General features: G+C 72.3%; 14 protein-coding genes and 2 pseudogenes. 9 read left to right on the top strand and 7 right to left on the bottom strand.

From position 1 onward, the window contains the following. The first annotated feature begins 111 nt into the window (after positions 1 to 111). Positions 112 to 579 carry a helix-turn-helix domain-containing protein gene (locus CG736_RS14770; protein WP_100586660.1) on the top strand — a complete coding sequence of 156 codons (468 nt, stop codon included), beginning with the start codon at positions 112 to 114 and terminating at the stop codon, positions 577 to 579. 24 nt (positions 580 to 603) lie between these two features. On the opposite strand, the gene CG736_RS14765 is transcribed toward CG736_RS14770, so the two are convergent. Beyond that, positions 604 to 831, bottom strand: coding sequence for a hypothetical protein (locus tag CG736_RS14765; protein WP_100586659.1), 228 nt, complete (start codon positions 829 to 831; stop codon positions 604 to 606). A gap of 170 nt (positions 832 to 1,001) precedes the next feature. Between CG736_RS14765 and CG736_RS38925 the strand changes: the two are divergent. From CG736_RS38925 to CG736_RS14755, 3 genes and pseudogenes are all read left to right on the top strand, one after another. Continuing rightward, positions 1,002 to 1,202: pseudogene (locus CG736_RS38925) on the top strand (helix-turn-helix domain-containing protein); the annotation flags it as partial. A 983-nt stretch (positions 1,203 to 2,185) separates the two neighbouring features. Next, positions 2,186 to 3,520: a hypothetical protein gene (locus CG736_RS37720; protein ID WP_232734007.1), complete on the top strand. Its 1,335-nt coding sequence runs from the start codon at positions 2,186 to 2,188 to the stop codon at positions 3,518 to 3,520. Between the two features lie 437 nt (positions 3,521 to 3,957). Further along, positions 3,958 to 5,184, top strand: coding sequence for a serine hydrolase (locus tag CG736_RS14755; protein ID WP_232733995.1), 1,227 nt, complete (start codon positions 3,958 to 3,960; stop codon positions 5,182 to 5,184). A 128-nt stretch (positions 5,185 to 5,312) separates the two neighbouring features. On the opposite strand, the pseudogene CG736_RS37715 reads toward CG736_RS14755, so the two are convergent. Together CG736_RS37715 and CG736_RS14745 are read right to left on the bottom strand one after the other, a co-directional pair. Further along, positions 5,313 to 5,476, bottom strand: a pseudogene (locus CG736_RS37715) (scramblase); the annotation flags it as partial. Between the two features lie 65 nt (positions 5,477 to 5,541). Further along, a complete protein-coding gene (locus tag CG736_RS14745; protein WP_100586742.1) occupies positions 5,542 to 8,322 on the bottom strand; it encodes a SpoIIE family protein phosphatase in 2,781 nt (926 codons plus the stop codon). 493 nt (positions 8,323 to 8,815) lie between these two features. On the opposite strand from CG736_RS14745, the gene CG736_RS14740 reads away from it, so the two are divergent. Together CG736_RS14740 and CG736_RS14735 are read left to right on the top strand one after the other, a co-directional pair. After that, a complete protein-coding gene (locus tag CG736_RS14740; RefSeq protein WP_100586658.1) occupies positions 8,816 to 9,166 on the top strand; it encodes a calmodulin in 351 nt (116 codons plus the stop codon). Between the two features lie 170 nt (positions 9,167 to 9,336). After that, on the top strand, positions 9,337 to 11,142 hold the full coding sequence (locus tag CG736_RS14735) for a CocE/NonD family hydrolase C-terminal non-catalytic domain-containing protein (protein WP_100586657.1): 1,806 nt from the start codon (positions 9,337 to 9,339) through the stop codon (positions 11,140 to 11,142). Positions 11,143 to 11,583: 441 nt separating this feature from the next. Here the strand turns inward: CG736_RS14735 and CG736_RS14730 are convergent, their stop codons facing one another. Further along, on the bottom strand, positions 11,584 to 14,028 hold the full coding sequence (locus CG736_RS14730) for a ricin-type beta-trefoil lectin domain protein (protein WP_100586656.1): 2,445 nt from the start codon (positions 14,026 to 14,028) through the stop codon (positions 11,584 to 11,586). A 651-nt stretch (positions 14,029 to 14,679) separates the two neighbouring features. Between CG736_RS14730 and CG736_RS14725 the strand changes: the two genes are divergently transcribed. From CG736_RS14725 to CG736_RS14715, 3 genes are all read left to right on the top strand, one after another. Beyond that, entirely contained in the window at positions 14,680 to 15,723 is a 1,044-nt protein-coding gene (locus CG736_RS14725; RefSeq protein WP_100586655.1) for a substrate-binding domain-containing protein, read from the top strand. Positions 15,724 to 15,823: 100 nt separating this feature from the next. Continuing rightward, the gene (locus CG736_RS14720; RefSeq protein ID WP_100586654.1) at positions 15,824 to 17,422 is read left to right on the top strand and encodes a sugar ABC transporter ATP-binding protein; all 1,599 of its coding nucleotides are present in this window, start codon (positions 15,824 to 15,826) and stop codon (positions 17,420 to 17,422) included. Continuing rightward, complete coding sequence (locus CG736_RS14715) at positions 17,419 to 18,459, top strand: ABC transporter permease (RefSeq protein WP_100586653.1); 1,041 nt, start codon at positions 17,419 to 17,421, stop codon at positions 18,457 to 18,459. Before CG736_RS14720 ends, CG736_RS14715 begins: the two co-directional genes overlap by 4 nt. A gap of 229 nt (positions 18,460 to 18,688) precedes the next feature. On the opposite strand, the gene CG736_RS14710 is transcribed toward CG736_RS14715, so the two are convergent. The 3 genes from CG736_RS14710 to CG736_RS36200 all read right to left on the bottom strand — a co-directional run bounded on the left by CG736_RS14710 (position 18,689) and on the right by CG736_RS36200 (position 23,454). Then, a complete protein-coding gene (locus tag CG736_RS14710; RefSeq protein WP_232733993.1) occupies positions 18,689 to 21,562 on the bottom strand; it encodes an AAA family ATPase in 2,874 nt (957 codons plus the stop codon). 436 nt (positions 21,563 to 21,998) lie between these two features. Continuing rightward, positions 21,999 to 23,117, bottom strand: a complete 1,119-nt coding sequence (locus tag CG736_RS14705; RefSeq protein ID WP_100586652.1) for an RICIN domain-containing protein — start codon at positions 23,115 to 23,117, stop codon at positions 21,999 to 22,001. Between the two features lie 37 nt (positions 23,118 to 23,154). Continuing rightward, on the bottom strand, positions 23,155 to 23,454 hold the full coding sequence (locus CG736_RS36200; protein ID WP_157815585.1) for a hypothetical protein: 300 nt from the start codon (positions 23,452 to 23,454) through the stop codon (positions 23,155 to 23,157). Between the last annotated feature and the right edge of the window lie 313 nt (positions 23,455 to 23,767).

Here is a 23,767-nt window from a genome sequence, read left to right as displayed (position 1 = left end):
GTCACAGCACCGGCCATAGGTGACCGGTCGTCAGCGGTGGGCTCGCCCCTGTTTCGCCTCCTCGGGGTTTCGCATCCTCGGGGTTTCGCCTCCTCGGGCGAAGGGCGGGTCGTGGCGGAGACGCCCGTCGCGGCGGAGACGCTCGGAGCACTGGCGCGCCGGCCACGGAAGCAGGCCGGTCCGACGCAGTTCCAGCTCGCCGAGCGGGCCGGGCTCGGCGAGAGCACCGTCCGCCGGATCGAGCCCGACCGGCCCTTCGACCACCGGCTCGGCACCGTCAGCCTCATCGCCGACGCGCTCGACGCCGGCCCCGAGGACAGCCGACGGCTGAGCGCCCTCGGCGGCGGCGCCGCCCCGGAGGCCCTGTCGGCGCAGGAGCCCCCGCCGGCACCACTGCCGCCGCTCCGGGACCACGGCCCGTTCGCCGACGCCGCCGAGGAGTTGGCCCGCGAGAGCCGGCACCGCTGCCGCCGCGAGGAGGCCCAGCGCCGGGTGCACCACCCGTTCGCACTGCCGGTGCGCCGGTGCCGTGGCCATTGCTGCCGCCGCCGTCCTCCGCCGGCGGTCGAAGCGCCGTAGAGCATCCGGGCCCTCGTCGAGCAACTAGCGACGGCATGCCGCCGCCAGGACCAGCAGCAGGAGCGCGATCGCCACGATCCGGAGGCAGCCGGAGCTTCCGTCCGGGTTCCTGCGGCTGACCTCGACATGGCCGCCGGGGGGAATACCGGGGTGCTTCCTGGCGTAGTGGTCGGTCTGCTGCTCCTCGCCGACGGACTCGGTGAGCCAGGGCGTCTTGTAGCTGCACTCGCCGCACCAGTAGCGATAGACCATGTCGACTCCTCGTCCGTCGCACTGCGGGGGGTGGTCGCCGCCATCGCCGACACTCGGTGCAGCCGAGGGCCGGACAGCGACACCTCGTTCGTCACCGGCCAGGTGCGGCCGCCCGCCGCTGATCCTGAAGTTCGCGCTGGTCGGCGAACAGGACACGGCACCGGCCACATATGACCGGCTGTCACGGTAGGATCACCGGCGGCCACGAACGGCGAGTGGAGAGGCCCCTCGTGACAGATCAACTCGGCCCGCTGTTACGCCGACTGCGCAATCAGGCGGGACTGACGCAGGAACAGCTCGCGGAACGGTCCGCGGTGAGCGTTCGCACCATTCGTCGGCTTGAGAACGACAGGTCCACCGACCACCGGCTGAGAACGCTGAACGACCTCGCGGATGCTCTGGCCGTCGGGCAGGACGACCGCCGGCGGCTGGCGGCCGTCCTGGCGAGGATGCAGAACGGGGCGGCTGCGCCGGATCCCCTGCCGTCCGAGCCGGTCACCGTCCCGCAGGCACGGGCCGACGAGCCGCCCGCGCCGCTTCCTTCCCCGGTCCCCGCACCGTTGCCGGCGACCGGTGCACTCGCCGAGGCCGTGGCCGAGCTGGCACGGGAGATCAGGCGTCGCTGGCAGCGCGAGGAGGAACAGCGCCGGGTCCACGACCCGTTTCCGTTACCGGTCCGGTGGCAGCAGGCGCCCGCAGACCTGACGGATCGTTCGGAGAACATCCAGCGCCTGGGGCCGGGGGCCGTCCCGCGTCGGATGGACCTGAGCGGTGACCTGCGCAGCGTGGCGGACGTCTACCGGCGAATATCGTCCGGACGGTTGGTGGTTCTCGGCCGGGCCGGCTCGGGCAAGTCCGTTCTCACGATCAGGTTCGTCCTGGACTTCCTCCACTCCTCGGCCGCCCCAGGTCGGGTACCGGTCATCTTCAGTGTCGGCTCCTGGGACCCGTCGACCACTGCGCTGCGGGACTGGCTGATCGGCCGCCTGCTGCGCGACCACCCCCATCTGGCCCGCAGGAGCCCCGGCGGGTCGACCCTGGCCGCCGGGCTGGTCGACGCCGGCCTCGTCCTTCCGGTCCTCGACGGATTCGACGAGATCGCGGAAGGCCTGCGGCAGGAGGCACTTGAGGTGCTCAACGCCACTTCGGCGCCGCTCGTCCTCACCAGCCGGCGCGACGAGTTCGCCGAGGCCGTCCAGGCGGCGCACACACCGCTGGTCTGGGCGGCCGGAATCGAGCTCGTCGACCTCACCCCCGACGATCTCGTCGCCTACCTGCCCCGCACAGCCCGGGAGACCGCTCGCCGCACGGACCGGGGCGACGGCGGGACCGGGGCGACGGCGGGACCGGGGCGGTGTGGGACGCCGTCCTGGAAGAACTGTGCGCCCCGAGGACGCAGGCGGGCGCGAACCTCGCCGGGGTGCTGGCCACCCCGCTCATGGTCAGCCTGGCGCGCACCATGTACAGCGAGACGCCCGACCGAAGTCCGGCCGAACTGCTGGACGGCGAAAGGTTCCCCACCGCGAAGTCCCTTGAGGAACACCTGCTGGCGGGCTTCGTTCCGGCGGTCTACCGGCACCGCGCCCCCGAGCAGTCGGCCGGGGGCCGCGAACGCCGCCGGCCGAGCTGGGATCCGGAGCGCGCGCAGCACTGGCTCGGCTACCTCGCCCACCACCTGGTCCGACTCGACCGCGATCAACAGGACCTGGCCTGGTGGCAGATCAGCGACTCACTGCGGCCCTCGACCCGCACCATGGCCGTCGTGCTGGCAACCGCGCTGAGCATCACCCTGTCCGACTGGCTCATCTGTGTGATCGCCAACCAGATCGGGTTCGGCGAGAGCCTCCTTCAAGGACTCCTCATCGGGCCGGTCGCCGGCCTCGCTTTCGGAGCCGTGTACGGGGTCATGGTCACCTACGGCCGCGGTGCGGTCTTCGAACCCGCCCGCGTGCGGCTGCGGATGCCCGGCACCCGCGACAGCATCGGCCGCCGGGCGATCCGTACCTTCGCAGTCCGTTTCCGGGACGGTCTGCTCGGCGGCTTCGCCATGGGCGTCGGCTGCGCGTGCGCTCTCGCCCTCGAACGCTCGGTGTACAGCGGGATCCCGCTCACCGACCCCCAGGTGATCGAACGCACCCTGATCAACATGCTGTGCTTCGGGCTGATCTTCGGCTCGGCCGCCGCGGTGGTCTTCGGATTCATGGCCGCGCTCGAAGCCCCCGTCGACGTCACCTCCGCGGCGACCCCGGTCAGCCTGCTCGCCTCCAACCGCGCGACGGTGGGCCGGCAGATCCTCGTCCTGGCGCCGCTGCTCACACTGGCGATCACCTTCGGGGGCAGCCTGACCGCCCACCTGCTCCAGGGCCTGCTCGGGCCGCTCACCTGGAACCTGCCGGACGGGCTGTTCATCGGCGCGGTCGGGGGGATCGGCGGTGCGGTGTCCTACGCCCTGGCCTTCACCGCCTGGGGGCAGTGGGTCGTGCTGTCCCGCTTCTGGCTGCCGCTGACCGGCAAGCTGCCCTGGGACACGGCCGCCTTCCTGGACGACGCCTACCGCCGCGGGGTGCTGCGCCGGACCGGTGCGGTGTACCAGTTCCGCCACATCCGGCTGCAGCACCACCTCGGCCACACGTACCGCCGGCAGCGGACCAACTACAGACCGGCCGGATTCCCCTCCGCACAGGCCTGACCACCGTGACGGCAGGCGCCCCACAAGCCGGCCGGAGCCGAAAGCCTGCAGGTCGTGACGGCCGGTCATATCCGGCCGGTGCCTTGGCCTGTCCACCGAGCTGCCGGAACACCACGATCGGAGCAGCCGGAGGGCATGACCGCCCGTGGACCAAGGAGTCCGATCAAGGCCCTGCGTCCGACCGCTGTCGCCGCTCCGGAACCCGGCCGGCCGGGGGACCAGTCGCTGCCGGCCGCACTCGCGCTGCTCCTGCCCCCTGGGCGCCGCCGGACTCGGCCCTGCGCCACGCCGGTGCCCACCCCACCGACGACCGGGCCGCTCGGCGATCCCGCCGAGGACGGCGGCGGTCGAAGGCGGCGGTGAACTCCGCGTCCCGGTCCCGGATCAGGCAGCCGATGCCGGAGAGATTCGACCACCCACAGAAAACGGAGAGCGACATGAGCATGTTCGACGGTTTCAAAGCCACCGCTGCGAACGGCGCGGAGCGCCCGGGTGCGGCCGGTACGGCCGACCGGCCCCTGCGGAGCCCGCGGCATCGGCGGTGGCTGCTGACGGTCGCCGTCACGGCCTGCCTCGTGCCGGCCGGTGTGGGCCCGGCGACCGCGGCCGCCCCGACCCCGGCCGCCCTCCTGCAGGCCGGCGCCGAACGGGGCGTCGCCGACGGCTATCCGGGCGTGATCGGCCTGGTACGCCAGGCCGACACCGCCCAGTACGTGCACGCGGGTGTCGGCGACCTTTCCACCAAGGTGCCCGCCGACCCGAAGGCGAAGTTCCGGATCGGCAGCAACACGAAGGCCTTCACCGCCGCCGTGCTGCTCCAACTGGAGGCCGAGGGCCGGCTCTCCCTCGACGACACGGTGGCCAGGTGGCTCCCCGGCGCGGTCAACGCCAACGGCTTCGACGGCTCCAGGATCACCGTCCGCGAGCTGCTCAACCACACCTCCGGCCTGCCGGAGTACGCCAACGGGGCCTTCGGCACCCAGTACGCACTGAACACCCAGCCCAACCAGCCCTGGCCCCCGCAGAGTCTGGTGGACCTCGCGCTCTCCAAGCGCGCGCCCGTCTCCGCGCCCGGCCGGCAGTGGAGCTACGCCAACACCAACTACGTCCTGGCCGGCATGGTGATCAAGGCCGTCACCGGCAACGAGGCAGCAACCGAAATCCAGCGGCGCATCATCGAACCGCTCGGGCTGCACGACACCAGCTTCCCCACCGCCGATCCCGCGCTGTACGGCAACTTCCTCCACGGCTACCTGCACCCGGTGGTCTTCTACACCCAGGACGTCACGGTCTCCAACGTGCAGACCTACGGGAGCGCCGGCGCCATGGTGTCGACCCTGGACGACCTGTCCGCGTTCTCCCGTGCCCTGCTGACCGGACAGCTCCTGGCGCCCGCGCAGATGGCCGAGCTCAAGAGCACCGTACCGATGGACAGTTCAGGCACCTCCGCGTACGGGCTGGGCGTCGAACACCTGCAACTGCCCTGCGGACAGTGGGCCTGGGGACACAACGGCGCCGTACTCGGCTACCTCAGCAACTGGCTGAGCAGCGAGGACGGCACCAAGCAGGTGCTGTACGCGAACAACGAATTCCACCTGATGGGCGGAACCCAGGGCCAGCGCGACACCGTCAACTCCGCGTTCGACGCCTTCTGCGCGCTGTAGCCCCGAACCCGCACCGCAGTCCCGGGCCGATCCGGCCCATGCCCGACGAGCCGAGCCCTCGACCCCGGAGGGCTCGGCTCGTCAGATCCGGTCACCACCCGACCGAGCAGGCTGCGGGGCGATCGGGCCTCGAAGACCGCGTACTCGTTGGTCAGCTCGATCAGCTTGGCCTTCTGGTTCACCACCAGGACGGGCTCGGAGAAGAGGGTGCCGCCGCCACCGTGGACCGGTCCGACGCCGCCTGCTGCTGCACCTGACGCTGCACCTTGGCGGAGTCGCCGACCGGAGCGGCCGGCTGCCTGTCGCACCACCCTGCGGTCCCGCCGGGTGGAAGTCACCGGGTTCGCCCGTGGCGGATCACGGGTGCAGCTCGCCGAAGTCCTTGAACCGGAACTCCGGCACGGTCAGCGACTGTTCGGCCCAGATGACCTTGCCCCGGGCCGAGTACCTGGTCCCCCACCGTTCGGCCGTCTGCGCAACCAGGAACAGGCCCCGGCCGCCCTCGTCCGTGGTGGCTGCGTAGCGCAGGTGCGGGGCGGTGCTGCTGCCGTCCGAGACCTCGTGGACGAGGCTGCTGTCGCGCAGCATGCGGACCCGGATCGGCTCGGCGCCGTAGCGGATGGCGTTGGTGATCAGCTCGCTGAGGATCAGCTCGGCGGTGAAGGACAGGTCCTCCAGTCCCCAGGCGGCAAGTCGGTCGGCGCACTCCTTCCGGATGCGTGACACCGAGGCGAAGTCGAGCGGCACGTCCCAGGCGGCCACCTGGTCGGGCTCCAGCAGCCGGGTGCGCGCGACGAGGAGCGCGATGTCGTCGGTGGGGCGCGGCGGCACCAGCGCGTCGGACACGGCCTGGCAGATGTCGTCCGGGGAGTGCCGGACGTCGGCGCCCGCCAGGGAGCGGCGCAGTGCCTCCAGCCCGGTTCCCAGGTCGCGGTCGCGGTTCTCGACCAGCCCGTCGGTGTAGAGCACCAGGGCGGTTCCGGGCGCCAGCCGCAGCTCGGTGGTTTCGAAGGGCAGTCCGCCCACGCCGAGCGGCGGCCCGGCCGGCAGGTCGACGAACTCGGCGCTGCCGTCGGGCTCCACCAGCACCGGCGGCGGATGTCCGGCCCGTGCCATGGTGCACTCGCCGGACGTCGGATCGTAGATCGCGTACAGGCACGTGGCGCCCGTGACGGCCGCCCGCTCGCCCCGGCCTCCCGTGTCCTGCTCTCCCCCGGAGTTCTCCGCCGGGTCGAGGCGGGTGACCAGTTCGTCGAGGCGGGCGAGCAGTTCGTCCGGGGGCAGGTCGAGGGCGGAGAGGTTGAGGACGGCCGTGCGCAGGCGGCCCATGGTGGCGGCGGCGTGCAGGCCGTGGCCGACGACGTCCCCGACGACGAGCGCGACGCGGAAGCCGGGCAGCGGAACGACGTCGAACCAGTCCCCTCCCACCCCGTGCAGCGCCGGCAGGTAGCGGTAGGCCGCCTCCAAGGCGCTCTGCTCGGGCAGTGCTCCGGGCAGCAGGCTGCGCTGCAGCGTCTCGGCCATCGTGCGCTCGCGGGTGTACCGGCGGGCGTTGTCGAGGCAGACCGCCGCGCGGGCGGCCAGCTCGTCGGCGAAGGAGAGGTCGTCCTCCTCGAACGGCGGCGACCCCGCCCGCCAGAAGTGGACCGTGCCCAGGGTCGTGCCGCGGGCCCGAAGGGGTGCGCAGACCAGCGAGTGGACCCCGTACGAGAGCACCCGGTCGGCCGCCTCCGGGCTCCGCGCCCGCCAGGCGTCGGCCCCGCGCAGGTCGGCGACGAGCGCGGCGCGCCCGGTCTCCAGTGCGATCTCCTCCGGGGTGCCGGGGCGCGGGTCGAGCCGCGAGCCGATCGGGAAGAACGGCCAGTCCTCGTCGACGCCGCCGACCGCGACGCGGCGGATCCACAGGCCCTGCGCGGCGCCGGGGTCCGGGGGCTCCTCGCCGTTCAGCACGGCGTCGGCCAGCTCGACCGTGGCGAAGTCCGCGAAACCGGGAACGGTCACGTCGGCCAGCTCCTGCGCGGTCCGCGCCACGTCCAGGGTGGTGCCGACCCGCAGCCCGGCGTCGTAGAGCAGTTGCAGTCTGGCCCGCGCGGTCTCGGCCTGCCCGGCCAGTGCCCGCAGTTCGGTGGTGTCGCGGACGGTCGCGACGCTGCCCGGCTCTCCGCCGAACGGTGCGGTGGGGCGGTTGTTGACGGCAAGCAGCCTGTCCCCGGCCCGATGCACCTCGTCGGTGGCGGCCCGCCCGGACGCCAGCAGCTCGGCCAGCGCGGGGGCGAGCCCGAGTTCGGCAGCGGCCCGTCCCTCCACGTCGGGCGGCAGTTCGAGCAGCCGGCGGGCCTCGTCGTTGGCCAGCAGCACCCGTCCGTCCCCGCCGACGATCAGCACACCCTCGCGGACGGCGTGCAGCACCGCGTCGTGGTGCTCGTACATCCGCGTCATCTCGGCCGGGCCCAGGCCGTGCGTCTGGCGTCGCAGCCGCCGCCGGGCCAGCGCCGCCCCGCCCGTGCCGACCGCGAGCGCGGCCGCCGCACCGCCGATCAGGATCGGCAGCTGCCGGCCCACCGCGCTGCCCACGTGGGCGACGGTGATTCCGACCTGGACCACGCCGGCGACCGAGCCGTCCGGCCGGTGGACCGGCGCGCCGGACTCGACGACCCGCCCGACGGGCGTGAGGAAGCTGTCGGTGGTCGGCCCGGCGAGGGTGTGCTCGAACGGGCCGATGACGTGCTTCCCGATCAGGTCGGGGGTCTGGGCCGAGTAGCGGATCCCGGCCGGGTTGGCGAACACCACGTAGTCGACGCCGCCCGTCTGCACGACCTTGTCCGCCAACGGCTGCAGCACCGCGGTCGGATCGGGACCGTCCATCGCGCTCACCACGCCGGGGGCCTGCGACAGGGCGACGGCCGCGGCCCGGGTGCGGCCCGCGGCCTCACCGGTGGCGGACCGCCGGGCCTGCAGCACGAGCGCCGCCAGCGCCGCGCCGACCAGCAGCAGCACGACCACCAGCAGAACCACGAACACCTGCCCGGCGACGGTGCGCACCCGCAGCCGCGAGCCCACCCCGCTTCGGGCGGATCGCTGTCCGTCCGACCCGCCCGGTCCAGCACTCCGAGCGGCATCGCCGTCCGCTGCATTCATCCAGGCCATCCCCGCACATCCGGGTCTCAGCTCCCTCCACGCTGCCACCCCGCCCGACGTCGCGCACAGCGGGAGGATCACCTGAGCTCCGACGAGGACGCCGACCGGGTCCGTGCCGAGAGGTGCACGGCGTCCTCGTCTCGGCGGGGGCCGCGTACTGCGGGCCGCGCCACCGTGCGCGGACGCCCTCGGCGAGCGTCGCGCCCAGCCGGCGCCGCGAACCGAATCAAGACCGTCCCCGGCCACGGCTGGTTCGCCATGGTCCGCTTCCACGGCCCCGAAGAAGCCTTCTTCGACCGCCGGTACATCCTTGGCGACTTCGAGAAGCTCCCCGTGTCCGGCGTTCTGACCGGACGGCCGCACTCGGGCCCGGGGGACCGGCCGGTTCCCCCGCCCGGGTGGTGTTTCGAGCCGATCCGCGATCCCGGAACGGGCGCTGCACTACTGTCCGGAGCCGAAGACCCCGTGACCAGTACTCGCACCGGAGCACCCCATGGCGACTGCCCGATTCGGGCTCGAAGCGGCCCCGAACGACGACGAGTTCATCTTCCGACTGGACGACGAGGAGAAGATCGGGCAGGCCCGGGCGATCCTCGCGGGCACCGAAAGCTCCAAGGTCCACGTCCAGGGCCGGGTCGTCGCGGAGACGGCGGACCACAACCCGGACTGGAACTTCCACCTCGACCCCGGCAGCATCACCTTCTTCCAGGACGCGGACGCGGACTGCGACGCCTCGGCGCACTACGTCGCAACGCAGCTGGACGACATCGGCCAGGAGGACTTCCTGCCGGGCCACATCTGGGCGCCCGCACGTTCGAAGATCACCCGCGAGCTGGACGGTTGAGCGCCCCCGTCCCGCCACTGCGACGCGCATAGCGCAGGCGGGGCGGGTGCGGGCGCAGATCGCGGCAACATCACTGGTTCCGGTGAATGGTGACGGTACGTCAGTTCGGGCCCCTCTCGGCCCGACCATGATGCGGATCGGCATCCGTTCGCAGAGAAGGTGGTTCCGAAATGACCAGTGACCCGATTCCGTCGGTCACCGAAGCAAAGCTCACCGACGTCGCCACCAATGGCGTCTGGGGCCCGGGCCACAGCGTCAACCAGGCCGTCGTCGACGTGTCCCGGGCCCTGCTCGCCGCCGTGCAGGGCGAGGAGGGCGTCGAACTCCCGACGGAGCTCGCGGAGTTGGTGGCCGATGTCCAGCGGATCGGCAGGATCGCGCTCCCCCGCATCGTCTCGCACGACGGCACCCGGCTGTCGGCGTTCTCGATCAAGCTGAAGGGCGACACCCCGCGCCCGGTGGTGATCGTGCCCGCCGGCTGGAACCCGTACGGCTGGCTGCCCTTCCTCCACGCGTACCTCAAGCTGGCGCAGCGCGGCTACCACGTGCTCGCCTACTCGCCGCGCGGCATCGGCATCAAGGGCTGGCTGTCGACCTCCGAGGGCTTCGTCGACGTGGCCGGGCCCAACGACTGGGCCGACGGCACGGTCGTGATCGACTACGCGCAGGAGGCCTTCGAGCCCAGCCGGACCGGGTTCCTCGGCGAGTCCTACGGCTCCGGGATCAGCCAGCTGGTCGCGGCGCACGACCCGGCCGGCCGCGTCGACGCCGTGGTCGCGCTGAGCACCTGGGGGAACCTCGCCACCAGCCTGTACAACAACGGCACCCGGCACCTGGAGGCCGTACAGGCGCTGATCGACTTCACCGGCGGCCCGCTGGAGGAGAAGTTCGACGAGGGGACGCAGCAGCTCCTCAAGGACTTCCTGAGCGGTCGGAACCTCGACGAGGTGGTCGCCTGGGGCACCGAGCGCTCCCCGCAGGCGTACGTCGACCGGACGAACGCGCGGGGCGTCCCGACGTTCCTCTCGAACACCTGGCACGAGACGCTGTTCCCGGTCAACCCGGTGGTCGAACTCTTCGAGCGGCTCACCGTGCCGAAGCGGCTGAACCTGTGGATCGGCGACCACGGCGCCCCCGAGGGCCCCGGCCTGGTCGGGCTGGTGACCGGCCTGCCGTTCCCCGGGCTGGCGGAGCCGACGCGGGAGGCCTACGAGTGGCTGGACCACCACCTGCTCGGAGTGGACAACGACGTGCCGAACTGGTCGGCGGTGAGCAGCCAGAGCATGTTCACCTACCGGACGGTCGCGATCCCGGGCGGCACCGAGCTGATCACCGTCCCGGCCCACCGCGAGACGTACCTGTCCTGGGACGAGGCCACCACCGGCAGCGAGAACTGGTACCTCACCGGCGCCGGCGACAACGGTGACGGCGCGCTGACCGACAAGCCGACCGCCGGCTGGTCGCGGGACTTCGCGGCGGGCGCCCTCACCTCCTCCGTCGCGGGCGAGCTGCTCAAGACCGGGCAGCAGGAGTGGTTCGGCAACCCCAGGACGTACGAGCCGACCAACTTCGAGCGGGACCAGCTGCTGGTCTGGTCGACCGAACCGCTGACCGGCTCCGACGAGGTGGCCCGCCGGATCCGGGGCGCCGCCACCGTGCACCTCACCGTGCGCAGCAGCACCGACGCCGCCACGGTGATCGCCTACCTGTACGACGTCGCCCCGGACGGCACCGCCCGGATCATCACCCACGAGCCGTACACGGCCACCGACCTGACGCCGGAGGTCGACACCACCATCGCCTGGCTCCTCCAGGCCGTCTCCTACGACCTGCCGACCGGGCACCGGCTCGCCCTGGTGGTCAACAGCCGTGACCCGCTGTACTCGTACGCGGGCTCGGACCTCCCCGCCCTCACCACCACCACGGTCAGCTCCGTGAACGGGAACGAGGCCCGACTGGACCTGCCGCTGGGCTGACCTTCCCGAGGTACCTCCACGGCCGCCTGCGGTGGCAGCCGTGCATCCGCATGGTTGCCACCGCCGGCGGCCGGTCACCCGCTCCCCGGTCACCCCGGGGGCGGGGGACCGCGCCGTTCCGCACCCTTGAGCACCAGGTCTCCGCGCAACCCGCCGGTCGACATGGCCGCGAAGCAGACCCTGCCGACCGCGGCCGTCTCATCCGTCCGGCTGGTGCTCGCCCTCGCCGGGCCGGCCTCCGCCGATACGACCGTGACTCCGACCACCCGGCCGTGCCCCGGCCCCGACCAGTACTACAGCGACTCGCTCCTGTCCGATGACCGGGTGCCACCTGCGGGGTGGAGGGAGCGGGCGAGCGGGGGCGGAGACGGCCCTGCGGACCGGGTGGGTGAGCCGCAGGGCCGTCTCCGCCCACGTACTGGCGTTACGGGTGGGTGGGGATCACGGCAGCTTCCACTGCTGGTTGCTGCCGCCGTCGCAGTCCCAGAGATCCAGCCGGGTCCCGTTGGTGGTGACGGCGGCCGGGTCGTCGAGGCAGCGGCCGGACTGGGTGCCCTTCAGGGTGCCGTCGGCCTGCGGGATCCACTGCTGGTTGGCGCCGCCGTGGCAGTCCCACAGCTCGACCTGGGATCCGTTGGCGGTGGCTGCGCCGGTGACGTCGAGGCACTTGCCGTTGTGGGTGAGGGTGCCGTTGGACCAGGTCCACACCTGTGAGCTGCCGCCGTTGCAGTCCCACAGCTGCACGGCGGTGCCGTTGACGGCGGAGTCGCCGTTGTCGTCGACGCATTTGCCGGGCAGGCCGGAGCTGATCGGGCCGGTGTGGTTGCTGGGCGCGCCCTGGGTGAGGTCGAAGTTGTCGAACTGGTCGGTCCGGTAGCCGGTCACGCCGAGGCCGGCCTGGCCGTTGGTGAAGCTGCCGTCGGTGGCGCTGCCCACGGTGCGGCCGTCGATGGCGGCCGTGAGGGCCGTGTTCTGCATCGACAGGCTGATGGTGTGCCAGCGGCCGGTGCCCAGCGGGGCGGTGGTGGTGCCGCTCGCCAGGGTGGTGAACTTCCAGCTGGTGTCGCTCTTGACGATCGACCAGGCGCCGGTGTCGCTGACCCGCAGGTGGTAGGCGTTGAGACCGTTGTTGTTGCGGCCCTGCTGGTTGACCCGGCCGAGCAGCTCGACGGTGCTCGACTGCTCGAACATGGTGTCGGCCGTGACGGTGTAGTTGGACCAGCTGCCGTCGCCCATGATGGTGTACGGGGCGTCATAGGACTCGTCGGTCCAACGGATCGGAGTCGTCGGGGCCATCTGGCGCAGGCAGGTGCCGGTGCGGCCGCCGCCGCACCGGACGGTCTGGAAGGCGCCGTTCATGTCCGTGAAGTACTTCGGGGACGTGGTGGCAGCCGGCGTCTCGAAGCCGTCCGCGTACGGCAGTCGGAGCGGAGCGGCGGCCGGCGGGGTGGCGGTGCCCTTGCCCTGGCCGGTGGTGGTGGTCACGGTGTAGACGTAGCCGGGCTGCAGACCGAGGGTGTAGCTGCCGTTGACCGGGGTGATGTCCTGCTGGTGGACGAACCAGTCGGCCGGGTCGGTGGAGTTGAGGTTGGTCGCCCAGACGTGCACCTTGCCGGTCGACAGGCCGCCGGTGACGCTGAACTTCGCGGCCTGGGGAGCGCCGGCGTCCATCGTCTCGATGACGGTGCTGTAGTCGCGGTTGTTCGGCGACTTGAGCGTGACGTAGCTGCCGTTGGCCCGGTCGCCGCCGAGGTAGCCGTCGGCGGAGTCGATGTACTTCCAGCCCGGCTGGGCGAACTGGGTGGTCTGCGCGGTGACCCAGGTGGTCTTGCCGATCGTGTAGTTGCCGGACCAGGGCTGGTTGGCGATCGACATGCCGTCGGTGGAGAAGAACAGGTTGGGGTAGAGCGCGGCGATGACCGGCCAGTTGATGAACGAGGTCATCCTGCCGTCGATGTAGCCGCGGTTGATCCCGCGCGCCACCGAGGCGGCGCCGTCGTTGGCATCCTCCGAGCCGTTCTCGCTGGCCCAGAGCGGCTTGCCGAGCGCCTGGGCGTTCGCGGTGCTGGGGCAGCTGGTGAACGAGCCGAGGTAGCCGCAGGGGTAGTGGACACCGACGACGTCGACGGCGTTCTTGAACGCGGGATCGGCGGCCATGTCGTCGGCCACCGACCAGTCGGAGTCGGCGGCGACCACCTTGGTGGCGCCGTAACCGCGCGACACCAGCGTCGACTTGAGGTTCTCGTACCAGGCCTTGTCGTAGCCGCGCTCGTTCCAGCCGCCGAGGTAGCTGATGTCCAGGTGGTGCTTGCCGGCGCAACCCATCCAGTCCATCAGGTAGTTGATGGTGTCCTGGGACCAGAAGGAGCCGCCGCTGCCCGTGTTGCCGATCCAACCGGGCGCGCCCCAGGACAGGCCGAGGAACTTGATGTGCGGATTGCGGGCCTTGGCCTGTTCGGCCAGCCACCACTCGTAGCCCTGGTTGCAGTCGACCGTGCCCTTGGTGTGCTCGATGCTGGGCTCGGCGCCGTCGGTGGAGTTGGTGTCGCCGCCGATCTCCAGCTTCAGCATCTGGAGGGAGGCTCCGTAGCCCGGTTTGAACAGGTAGTCGAGCAGTTGGCTGCGCTGGGGTTCCGGATAGTCCACCAGCAGACGGGAGTTGCCGCCGCCGCCGGAGATCGCGCCGACACCGTCGAAGGTGAGGCCCGGTTTGGCACCGTCCACGGCGATGGGAGTGGAGGCGGCCGGAGTGGCGGGCGCGACGGCCACGGCAGCGGTGGTTGCCTGGCCCGCGACGAGTGCGCCGGTCAGGAGGAGGGAGGCGGCGACGGCCGCCCTTCTGAGGGTGCGTCCGGGGCTGACCAGGACACGGAGGGATCCGCGCATGGGGGATGCCTTTCGTACGACGCCGGAAAGCGGCATGCCGAACACCGCTACCCGACGGTGGGGGTGGGAGACCTGAGTCACTCAGAAACAAACGAAGACGACCAGAAACAAACAGTAGGGCGATGGAGAGTTGGCGGTCAACGGTCCTGCCGCAGACTTCGTTCAAGATCCGAGTACGCAGTCTTTTCGCCGGACCGGGTCGGCCCGTCCGGACCTGCGGGTCGAATGCCGTGATGACCGCCCTCGGACGGATGCGCTTTGGGGTGCGGATTCTCCGGGTGCACCCGGTCCGGGGCCTTCCGGCCGCGCGGGCGACGCTGCGGGTCGGCCGGTCTCGGCGCTCCACTGCTGGCCACGGAGCAGTGGAACCCTCCGTACCCCCATAGGATCCGTATACGCAATCAATGAGTCGGGAATTACTGAGTAGTGCTTTTCATGAGTATTTTCCGACCCCCCTCCCCGGTAGCGCTGGAATCCGCTGGTCAGGGCATCGATAACAATGGGATATCAGCCGCGGGCGAATGTTTTCAGCTTCTTGACGAGCGGGTGAACGGACCGTTTTCCTTTGATCGCAGCGTTTGAAAGTGATGAGACGTGATCGGTTCTGTTGCATCCGGTCCGGCCCACACCCGTTCACCCTGGAGCCGCCCCATGTCCGCCGTCCGTGCCCGCCTGTTCCCCGCCGCCGTGCTGGGTATCGCCACCGTCCTCAGCCTCACCGCGTGTTCCACCGGCCAGACCTCCGGCGGCGCGGACACCAAGGCCGCACCCGTCAGCGGGAAGATCTCCATGACGTACCTGCAGAAGCAGGGCGACCAGCAGTACTTCGTCGACGAGGCGGCCGGCGCCAAGGCGAAGGCCGCGGAGCTGGGCGTCGACCTGAAGGTGGTCGACCTGGGTACCGACGCGAACAAGACGGTCAGCGAGGTGCAGTCGGCGATCGCGCAGAAGAGCAGCGGTCTGATCGTCGTGGTGCCGGACCCGGCGGTCGGCCCGCAGGTGGTGCAGATGGCCCGGGACGCGAGGACAGCGCTGCTGACCTCGGACGACCAGGTGTGCGCGACCGGCCCGGCGCCGTCGAAGTGCGCGAAGGGTGACCTGGTGCCGCGGATCGGCTTCTCCGGTCAGCAGATGGGCCAGCAGGTCGGCCGGCGTGCGGCCCAGGAGTTCCAGAAGGCCGGCTGGAACCCGGCCGACACCCGGATCATCTCGGCCTGGCAGCAGGACGTGACGGTCTGCGGTGACCGTGTGAACGCCGCCAAGGACGCCTTCAGGCAGACCGTGCAGGGCGTGCAGAACATCGATGTCGCCACCGACAACACCCCGACCGGCGCGCAGGACAAGGTGGCGGCGACGATCACCGCGAACCCGGGCGTGAAGCACTGGGTGGTCTGGGGCTGCAACGACGAGAACGTGCAGGGTGCGGTGACCGCGCTGCAGAACGCCTCGGTCACGCCGGACAACATCGACGGCGTCGGCCTGGGCGCCTACCTGGCCTGCAAGAACTGGCAGTCGGGCAAGCCGTCGGGCATGAAGGCGGCGCTGTTCATCAACGGCAAGGACGTCGGCGCGCTGTCGGTGCAGACCCTGTTCGACAAGCTCAAGAACGGCAAGGACTTCCCGCAGGAGGCCTTCGCCCCCACCAAGATGGTCGACTCCACCGACTGGCAGTCCTCCGGCGTGAGCTGCAGCTGACCGGCACTCGGACCGGGCCGGTCCGGCGGCACCGTCCCGGAGCCGCCGCACCGGCCCCCGCCTCTGACCCAGCCGCACTCCACACGTCAGTGAGACCTTGATGCCCCCATCCGAATCCTCGCCACGCACGTCGTCCGGCGCCTCGCCCGGCCTGACGGCCGAAGGCGTCTCCAAGCGTTTCGGCACCGTCCAGGCCCTGGAGGACGTCACCATCAGTTTCCCGCCCGGTCAGGTCACCGCCCTGATGGGCGAGAACGGCGCCGGCAAGTCCACCCTGCTGCGGGTCCTGACCGGTGACCACCGCCCCACCGAGGGGCGCGTCCTGCTGGACGGCAAGCCGGTCGACCTGCACTCCCCGCAGGACGCCCGCCGTGCCGGTATCCGGATCATCCCGCAGGAGCCGGAGATCGTCCCGCACGTCTCGGTCGCCGAGAACGTCTACGCGGGCTCGCTGCCCCGCGCGGCCGGACGCCGCCTGGACCGCGCCGAGCTGCGCCGCCGCATCAACGCCGACCTGGAGCGCCTCGGCTTCGCCAAGGTCCTCGACCCCGACCTGCTCGGCTCCCGGCTCACCGCCGCGCAGCGGCAGTTGGTCGAGATCCTGCGCGCCCTGACCGGCGAGGTCCCGCCGCGGGCGATCGCCTTCGACGAGCCGACCTCCTCGCTGTCGGAGTTCGAGGTCGAGGCGCTCTTCGCCCTGATCGGGCGGCTGCGCGACGAAGGCATCGCCGTCGTCTACGTCTCGCACCGGATGAAGGAGATCTTCCGACTCGCCGACCGGATCGCCGTCCTGCGCGACGGCCGGGTCGCGGGTGTGGTGGAGGCCGCGGCCACGGACGAGAGCGCCCTGGTACGGCTCATGGTCGGGCGCGACCTGTCCACGCTGTTCGTCCGCCGACAGGTCGCCACCGACCGCGTCGTGCTGGACGTCAAGAACCTCACCACCGACGATGTGCGCGACATCAACCTCCAGGTGAGGGCGGGCGAAGTCGTCGCACTCGCGGGCCTGATCGGCGCCGGACGCTCCGAATTCGCCCTCGCCCTGGCCGGAGACGCCCAGGTCCGCTCCGGCAGCGTCGAGCTGGGCGGCAAGCCCCTGCGCCTGAAGAACCCGCGCGCCGCGATCACGGCCGGCATCGGCCTGGCCCCCGAGGAGCGCAAGGCCCAGGCGCTCTTCCTGCACCGGACGATCCGCGACAACACCTCGCTGGTCAGCCTCGGCCGGCTTCGGCGCTGGCGCTTCGTCAAGCACCAGCAGGAGCGGGCCCTGGCCCAGCAGTTCGCCGACCGGCTGCGGGTGCGCGCCCCTTCCATCGAGGCCGAGGTCCGCACCCTGTCCGGCGGCAACCAGCAGAAGGTCGTCCTCGCCCGCTGGCTCGCCCGCAAACCCGATCTGCTGATCCTCGACGAGCCCACCCGGGGCGTCGACATCGGCGCCAAGGCCGAGATCTACCAGATCATCGCCGACCTCGCCCGCGAGGGCACCGCCGTCCTGATCATCTCCTCCGAACTGCCCGAGGTCCTCGGCCTGGCCGACCGGATCGTCGTGATGCAGAACGGCCGCACCACCGGCGAACTGACCCGTGCCGAAGCCTCGGAGGAGGCGGTCCTCGCCCTCGCCATGGCCGACGACCTGGCCCCGGCCGACGCTGCCGACGACCGCGCCACCGCCCACGCCCCCACCGGAGACCCCCGATGACGACCACCACCGCCCCCAGCGCCCAGCTGCCGGAGGCCGAGCCCGCGGCCGGTCGCCGCGGCGGCGTGCGCGCCCTGCTCGACGCCGTCGGCGGCCAGAACCTCAGCCTGATCGGCGCCCTCGCCGTCGTCCTCGTCCTCTTCGGCTCGCTGAACGGGAACTTCCTGTCCTGGGACAACATCCAGGTCATCGCCGAGGCCGCGACCATCTCCGGCCTGCTCGCCGTGGTGCAGACCGTCGTCATCATCTGCGGCGGCCTCGACATCTCCGTCGGCTCCCAGGCCGGCCTGGCCTCCGTGGTCAGCGCCATGGTCTTCACCTCCACCGGCGCCAACCCCTACCTCGGCATCGGCGCGGCCGTCGCCATCGGCGCCGGCATCGGCCTGTTCAACGGGGCGGTCATCATCTACGGCCGGGTCAACCCCACCATCGCCACCCTGGCCGGCCTCGCCGCCTACAAGGGCGTCGCCCAGCTCGTCTCCGGCGGACGCGCCCAGGGCTACGTCCTCAACGACCCCGTCTTCGTCTTCCTCAGCCGCGGCAGGATCGCCGGCCTGCCCACCATGGTCTGGCTGCTCGTCCTCACCGCCGTCGCCGTCCACCTCCTGCTCACCTACACCGACATCGGCCGCAACATCTACGCCATCGGCGGCAACGACACCGCCGCCCGCCTGGCCGGCATCAACCTCAACAAGTACCTGGTCTCCGCCTACGCCCTGTCCGGCATGGTCGCCGCCCTCGCCGGCATCCTGCTCACCGCCCGTACCGGCTCCGGCCAGCCCGTCTCCGGCAGCGAAGGGCTCGAACTGCAGTCCATCACCGCCGCCGCCCTCGGCGGCTGCGCCCTCAAGGGCGGCAAGGGCACCATCGGCGGCACCCTGCTCGCCGTCGCCCTGCTCGGCGCTCTCCAGAACGGCCTCACCGTCCAGGGGATCAACGCCTTCTGGCAGAACGTCGCCCAGGGCGCCCTGCTGGTCGCCGCCGTCGTCATCCAGCAGCGCCGCAACGGCGGACGGGCGGTCGGCCTGCCCGCCTGACCCCCCGGGCGTGATTCACCGGACACCGGCCGTCGGCAGCTGCCGCCGCGGTGTTCGCGGGCCTGACAAGGAACGGGGCGAACTCGCCCGACGACTCCCGGGTCCGGGTGGTCGAGGGGGCCGTCCGGCACCGGGTCCCGCCGCGGCGGCGCGCCTGCGCCCGTCCGCCGCGGTTCGCACAGTGACCGCCGTCCGGCCCCCGGACGGCGGTCATCGCGCTGCGGGGGGCTCAGCCGCCGGCCGGGCCCGGAGAGTAGACGGCCGCCACCCGCTTCCGGCTGGTGCCGAGCTTCTTCAGCACCTTGGCGACGTGGTTCTCGGCCGTCCGCGGCGACAGGGACAGGGCCTCGGCGATCTGCTGGTTGGTGGCTCCGGCGGTGAGGAGTCCGGCGACCTGGTGCTCACGCGGCGAGAGGCTGCTGCCGTACCCCCGGCGGCCGGGACCGCGGCGGACGAGGCCGAGGTCGCGCAGGACCTGCTCGCACCGCGCGACGTCGGCGGTGGCCCCGAGGTCCGTGAAGAGCGCCAGGGCTCCCGTGAGGGGCTCGACCGCCGTCCCGGCGAAGGTGCGACGACGTGCTTCGCTCTCCCGTTCCAGGGCGCGGGCGGTCTCGTAGGGGCGGCCGATCTCCCGCCACCTGCGCGCCGCCTCGGCGAAGTGCCCGGCGGCGGAACCGGGGTCGGGCTCCTGAAGCAGCAAGCCGCGGACGACCTCCAGGTCGGCAGCGGCCGCCGGGGCGTCGCACCCGCGAAGTCCGCGCTCGATCTCGGCGCTCAACTGCTCGGCGGCCCCCCGCCGGTCGCAGGCCAGCGCCGCCTCGACCGCGGCCGACAGCAGGCCGGCCGCCCGTGGCCACGCGGCGGCACGGCGCACGGTACCCACGGCCTTCTCCGCGACCGCCCGGGCGCGGGGACCGTCGCCGGCGGCGAGGTGGAGCGAGCTCAGGCCGGCGGCGGCCCGCAGTTCGAAGCCCACCAGCAGCTGGTCGACACCGGCAGCGAGGGCCTCGCCGAAGGCTTCCAGTGCTGCGGTGCGCTGCCCCCGGGCGGCGGCGAGGCTGCCGGCCAGGATGGCCCGCTCGGCGCGGAGGCTCGCCCCGGTCGGGTACTCCTCGATGAGGGAGTCGAGGCGTCCTTGGAGTCCCTCCCACCGGCCGGCGAGGGCGTCCTGCCGCAGCAGGACGGCGCGGGACAGGAAGGCGGCGATGGGCCGTGCGCCACGCGTGCCGAGCTGCCGGGCCTCGGTGGCCAGCGCGGCGGCCCGCCGGTCGTGGCCCAGATAGGTGGCGGTGTCGGCGACGTTGAGCAGGGCGCGGGCGGTCTGCCCCAGCAGCTCGGGGTCCTCGGCGTGGCGTGGCAGTCGCTCGGTCAACTCCCAGACCGTCGAGTCTCCCTGACAGGTCATCAAGGTGAGACGGGTGGCGAGCACCGTGGCCCTCAGCACCTCGCTGCCGCTCCCGCGGACGGTGTCCTCGGCACGCTCCAGCCAGGCACGCGTGTACTGCGGCCCCTCGGCCTCCTTGAGGGCCAGGGCGACCATCGCCCGGACGGCGAGCTCGGGCCGGCAGGCCGCCAGCTCCGCGGCCGCCTGCTCGACCTCCTCGAACGCGGCGCGGACGGCGTTCTCGTTCAGCAGGCCGATGCCGAGGCGGAGCCGGATCTCGCCGCGGGTCTCCGGCGGCAGCCGGCGGTCGTCGAGGAGTCGGCGCAGCAGCCCGGCGTGGCTTCGGAAGTCGAGGCTGGTGGCGGCGACCCCGGCCAGTGCCAGGGCCGCCCGGGAACGCGCCTCGCCCTCCAGTTCGGGCCGGTCGAGCACCTGGTGCAGCAGCGTCGCGGCCGTGCCGCCGTCGCGGACGGCGATCGCCTGGTACGCGGCCTCCTGCGCCCGCAGCAGCCAGCCGGCCAGGTCGCCGACGGCGAGGGTGTGGTGCGCGATCTGCACCAACGGGACCGGAGTGCGGGCCTGGAGCACCTCGATCGCGCGCCGGTGCAGCCGGAGCCGGACGGGGGCGGGCACGTACTGGTACGCGACCTGCTGGGCGAGCACGTGCCGGAACGTGTACGTGCCCGGTTCCGCTTCGCGCAGCACCGACGCCCGGAGCAGTTCGATCAGCGCATCGGCGCCCTGCTCCGCGTCCGGACCGGCGAGGGCGGTCAGCAGTTCCTCGGACGCGGGGACCGCGAGCACCGCGGCCGCCCCCGCGATCGACGCGGCGGCGGGCGACAGTCCGGTGAGTCGCTGGGTGATCGCCTCGCGCAGCCCGCGCGGCGCATCGGCCGCCCGCAGCCGCTCGACCGCCTCGGTGTGGCCACGGGTACTGCGGTGCTCGGCGAGGGTGATCAGATCCTCCTCGGCGACCAGCGGCAGGCCCTCGCTCCGCCGGTGGAGGACGGCGCCGAGGGCGGCAGTGGCGTGCGGACCGAGGGCGGCGGCCGCCAGCTCCTGGACTTCGGACTCCAGCAGCGGGCCGAGCCGGACGACGGCGCCGCCGGTGCCGGGCGGGTGGCTGTAGGCGGCGCCGAGCACAGCACTCCCCGGCCGCAGCTCCTCGGCCCGATAGGTGAGCACCAGGCTGAGCTGCGGCGGCAGGTCGCGCGCGAGCAGCAGGAGCAGATCACGAGTGGCCTCGTCCGTCCAGTGCAGGTCCTCCACGACCAGGACGGTCGGCCCGAGCGCAGTCAGGAACGACCGGACGGCCTGGAGCAGTTGGAAGCGCCGGCCGGCGGGGTCGGCCGACGGGGGAGGCGGCGGGAGCCGGTCGGCCAGATCGGGCAGCAGCGGGGCCAGCGCGCCGGCGCTGGGCGGGAAGGCCGGGGCGTCCGCCAGGTCGGCCCTGCACAGCGCGTCCGCCACCGGCCCGTACGGGAGCGGCTCGCGCAGCGGGTGGCAGAAGCCGGTCAGCACCTGGTACCGCTCGGCGCGCAGCGCGGCGGAGGCTTCGCGGACCAGGCGGGACTTGCCGATCCCGGCCTCGCCCTCGACCAGCACGACCGCGGGCGGGTTCCGTACCGCGGTCAGCAGCCGGTCGAGCTCGCGCCGCCGTCCCACCAGCGGGAACCGCTCGCCACGGCCCGCTGCTCCGCCGTCGAGGTCCCGAATCACGTGGTCACCATGCCGCGCCACTCTGGAGCGCGACGCCGAGCGGCGACTGCGCCGCCCCGGGCCCGTCCGGCGGATGAGTGCTTCCGGAACAGCCGGACGATGTCGATGCCAGCCGTGCCCACGCCGTAGCCCACCTCGTGAGGAAGTTCCCGCCTGCGCGTGAGTGCGAAGTGATCCCCCACTCCCGGCTTCCGCAGGCAACCGACAATGCATGCACATTACAACATCTCTGCGGCCACGCCCACCGTCGCCGCAGCACCGTGTCCGCAGCAACGGTGGACTCCGCGGTGTCGCGACCTTCGGCCGACAGTGCCCTGAACGTCGCGGGGGTGCCCGTCAGGGCCCGGGTCTGCTTGAGGCGGCCCCAGTCGGCCAACTCGCGCCCCGCACCACGGCGCGACAGTCTCGCCGCAGCCGAGGTCGGCGGGACGCCGGTTCAGCTCTTCTCGTCCTCGGCCCAGGTGATGTCCATCTGGTCGATGAAGTAGCGGCCGTCGAAGCAGAGGAACACCTTGGAGCTGGTGTCGTTGTCCGCGATCCAGGTCTTGTTCCACTGCACGACGGTGCCCGCGCCGTCGCGCTTGGGGAAGTAGAGACCCTCGCGGCGCTCGGGCCGGTTGTAGAAGCCGTGGCCGTTGGCCAGCCGGTACGGCGTCCGGACGAGGGCGCCGCTGTAGTCGTCGAAGAGGGCCGCGGGGAAGTTGGTGCGGGCGACGAGCTTCGGCGGGACGTAGTGGACGTCGACCTCCTCGGAGCTCACGTAGCGAACGGGCTCCCCCGGCAGCCGGTGGAAGGCCCTGCGCACGGCGCCCGGCGTGTCGTAGCTGTCCGTGAAGGTCACGAGACTTCCCTCCCGCCCCTCCTGGTACCAGTCGCCCTGGGAGTACTGGTCGAAGTCGAAGGTCTCGATGCGGGCGCCCGGGACGAGGAGCTCGCCGGGGACCTCCCGGAAGCTGGTCTCGTCGAAGATCTGCTCGATGGTCCGCACGTGCTTCTCGTAGCGGCGGGCCGGCACCCGGACCCGACCCGTCCCCACCGGGAGGTCGGTGGCCTTCGGCACCGGAGCGGGTGCGGGCTCCGGCGCCGGGACGGGCGCGGGCGCCCACGCGGTGCAGGACCGGTCCTCGGCCCCGGCGCCCTTCTCCAGCACCAGCGGCCCGCCCGGCCGCTCGGCAGCCGGATCGGCAAGGCCGAGCAGGCAGTTGGAGGAGTCGTGGAGGGCCATCAGCCGACCGGTGTCGCGCTGGACGAAAGCCCGCCACGCCTGCCGCCAGTACGAGGGGTCACTGCCGCTGTCGGAGAACTTGGGCCGCAGGGTGACCGCTGCGCCCCGGCTCGTCCCCTCGGCGGTCAGGTAGAGGCCGGTGGCGACGTGCCGGATCCGGTGGTTGATCACCCGGAACCGCTCGGCCACCCACTGCTCGCCCTCGCCGCCGGTCTCGGGCGCGAGCACCACCGGGGCGCCCTCCGGGCTCCCCGCCGCGGCACCCGCCACCAGACCGGGAATGCGGTGCAGACGCAGCACGAACGTCTCGGCGGGCCAGTCGACCAACATCGTGAACACCCTCTCGGCAAAGGAATATGACGCGGCGTCACGCCATGATCACCCATACGGGTGCGATCGCGCCAGGCTCGCCGGCACCGCCGACGCCCAGGGTTGTCCGGTCGGCCGCCGAGCTGCGCCCGCCGGAACCCGAGCGAAAACCGCACTGCTGAAGCGCCGACGGTCTCGGTCCGGCGCGTTGCACGGATTCTGGAACGGCGCCGGATTCGTCGAAGGTGCGCGCAGCATCCGGTACTCCGACAGCGACGCAGGCCTCGGCGGGCGGGTGCTCTCGCTCGTCCTGCGGCTCATGGTCGGGCCGGCGATGCTTGTCGCCGCCGGTGTCCACGAGCGACGTCCGCGGCGGCCGCCGCGACCGGTCCGACGGCGACGGCCAGAGACCCGACCGGGCCCACCGAGGACCGGCTGAAGGAGGACGAGGCCGTCGCGGTCCGACACGAGCATCCCACGCCGCGGCGCCGACCTGCCGGTGCCTCCGGGCGCACCCCCGCAAGGGAGCGGCCCGACGACAGTCCTGGCCGGCCGGGGCCTCCCGGCGCGGGACAGGCAATCGGAAGGGCGCGCGACACCGGCACAGCCGGAAGTCGCGGTCCGACACGAGCACCCCACGCCGCGGCGCCGACCTGCCGGTGCCTCCGGGC

It is taken from the genome of Kitasatospora sp. CB02891, assembly GCF_002803145.1.
In the GTDB taxonomy this organism is placed as follows: domain Bacteria; phylum Actinomycetota; class Actinomycetes; order Streptomycetales; family Streptomycetaceae; genus Kitasatospora; species Kitasatospora griseola.
Note: the sequence above shows the minus strand (reverse complement) of the source record. Positions and strands in the feature narration are given on the sequence as shown.

What these genes read in the sequence shown, in the direction of transcription:
- CG736_RS14765 (WP_100586659.1), bottom strand. Translation starts at nt 831, where the DNA reads ATGGTCTATCGCTACTGGTGCGGCGAGTGCAGCTACAAGACGCCCTGG.
- CG736_RS14755 (WP_232733995.1), top strand. Translation starts at nt 3,958, where the DNA reads ATGAGCATGTTCGACGGTTTCAAAGCCACCGCTGCGAACGGCGCGGAG.
- CG736_RS14745 (WP_100586742.1), bottom strand. Translation starts at nt 8,322, where the DNA reads ATGAATGCAGCGGACGGCGATGCCGCTCGGAGTGCTGGACCGGGCGGG.
- CG736_RS14740 (WP_100586658.1), top strand. Translation starts at nt 8,816, where the DNA reads ATGGCGACTGCCCGATTCGGGCTCGAAGCGGCCCCGAACGACGACGAG.
- CG736_RS14735 (WP_100586657.1), top strand. Translation starts at nt 9,337, where the DNA reads ATGACCAGTGACCCGATTCCGTCGGTCACCGAAGCAAAGCTCACCGAC.
- CG736_RS14730 (WP_100586656.1), bottom strand. Translation starts at nt 14,028, where the DNA reads ATGCGCGGATCCCTCCGTGTCCTGGTCAGCCCCGGACGCACCCTCAGA.
- CG736_RS14725 (WP_100586655.1), top strand. Translation starts at nt 14,680, where the DNA reads ATGTCCGCCGTCCGTGCCCGCCTGTTCCCCGCCGCCGTGCTGGGTATC.
- CG736_RS14720 (WP_100586654.1), top strand. Translation starts at nt 15,824, where the DNA reads ATGCCCCCATCCGAATCCTCGCCACGCACGTCGTCCGGCGCCTCGCCC.
- CG736_RS14715 (WP_100586653.1), top strand. Translation starts at nt 17,419, where the DNA reads ATGACGACCACCACCGCCCCCAGCGCCCAGCTGCCGGAGGCCGAGCCC.
- CG736_RS14705 (WP_100586652.1), bottom strand. Translation starts at nt 23,117, where the DNA reads ATGTTGGTCGACTGGCCCGCCGAGACGTTCGTGCTGCGTCTGCACCGC.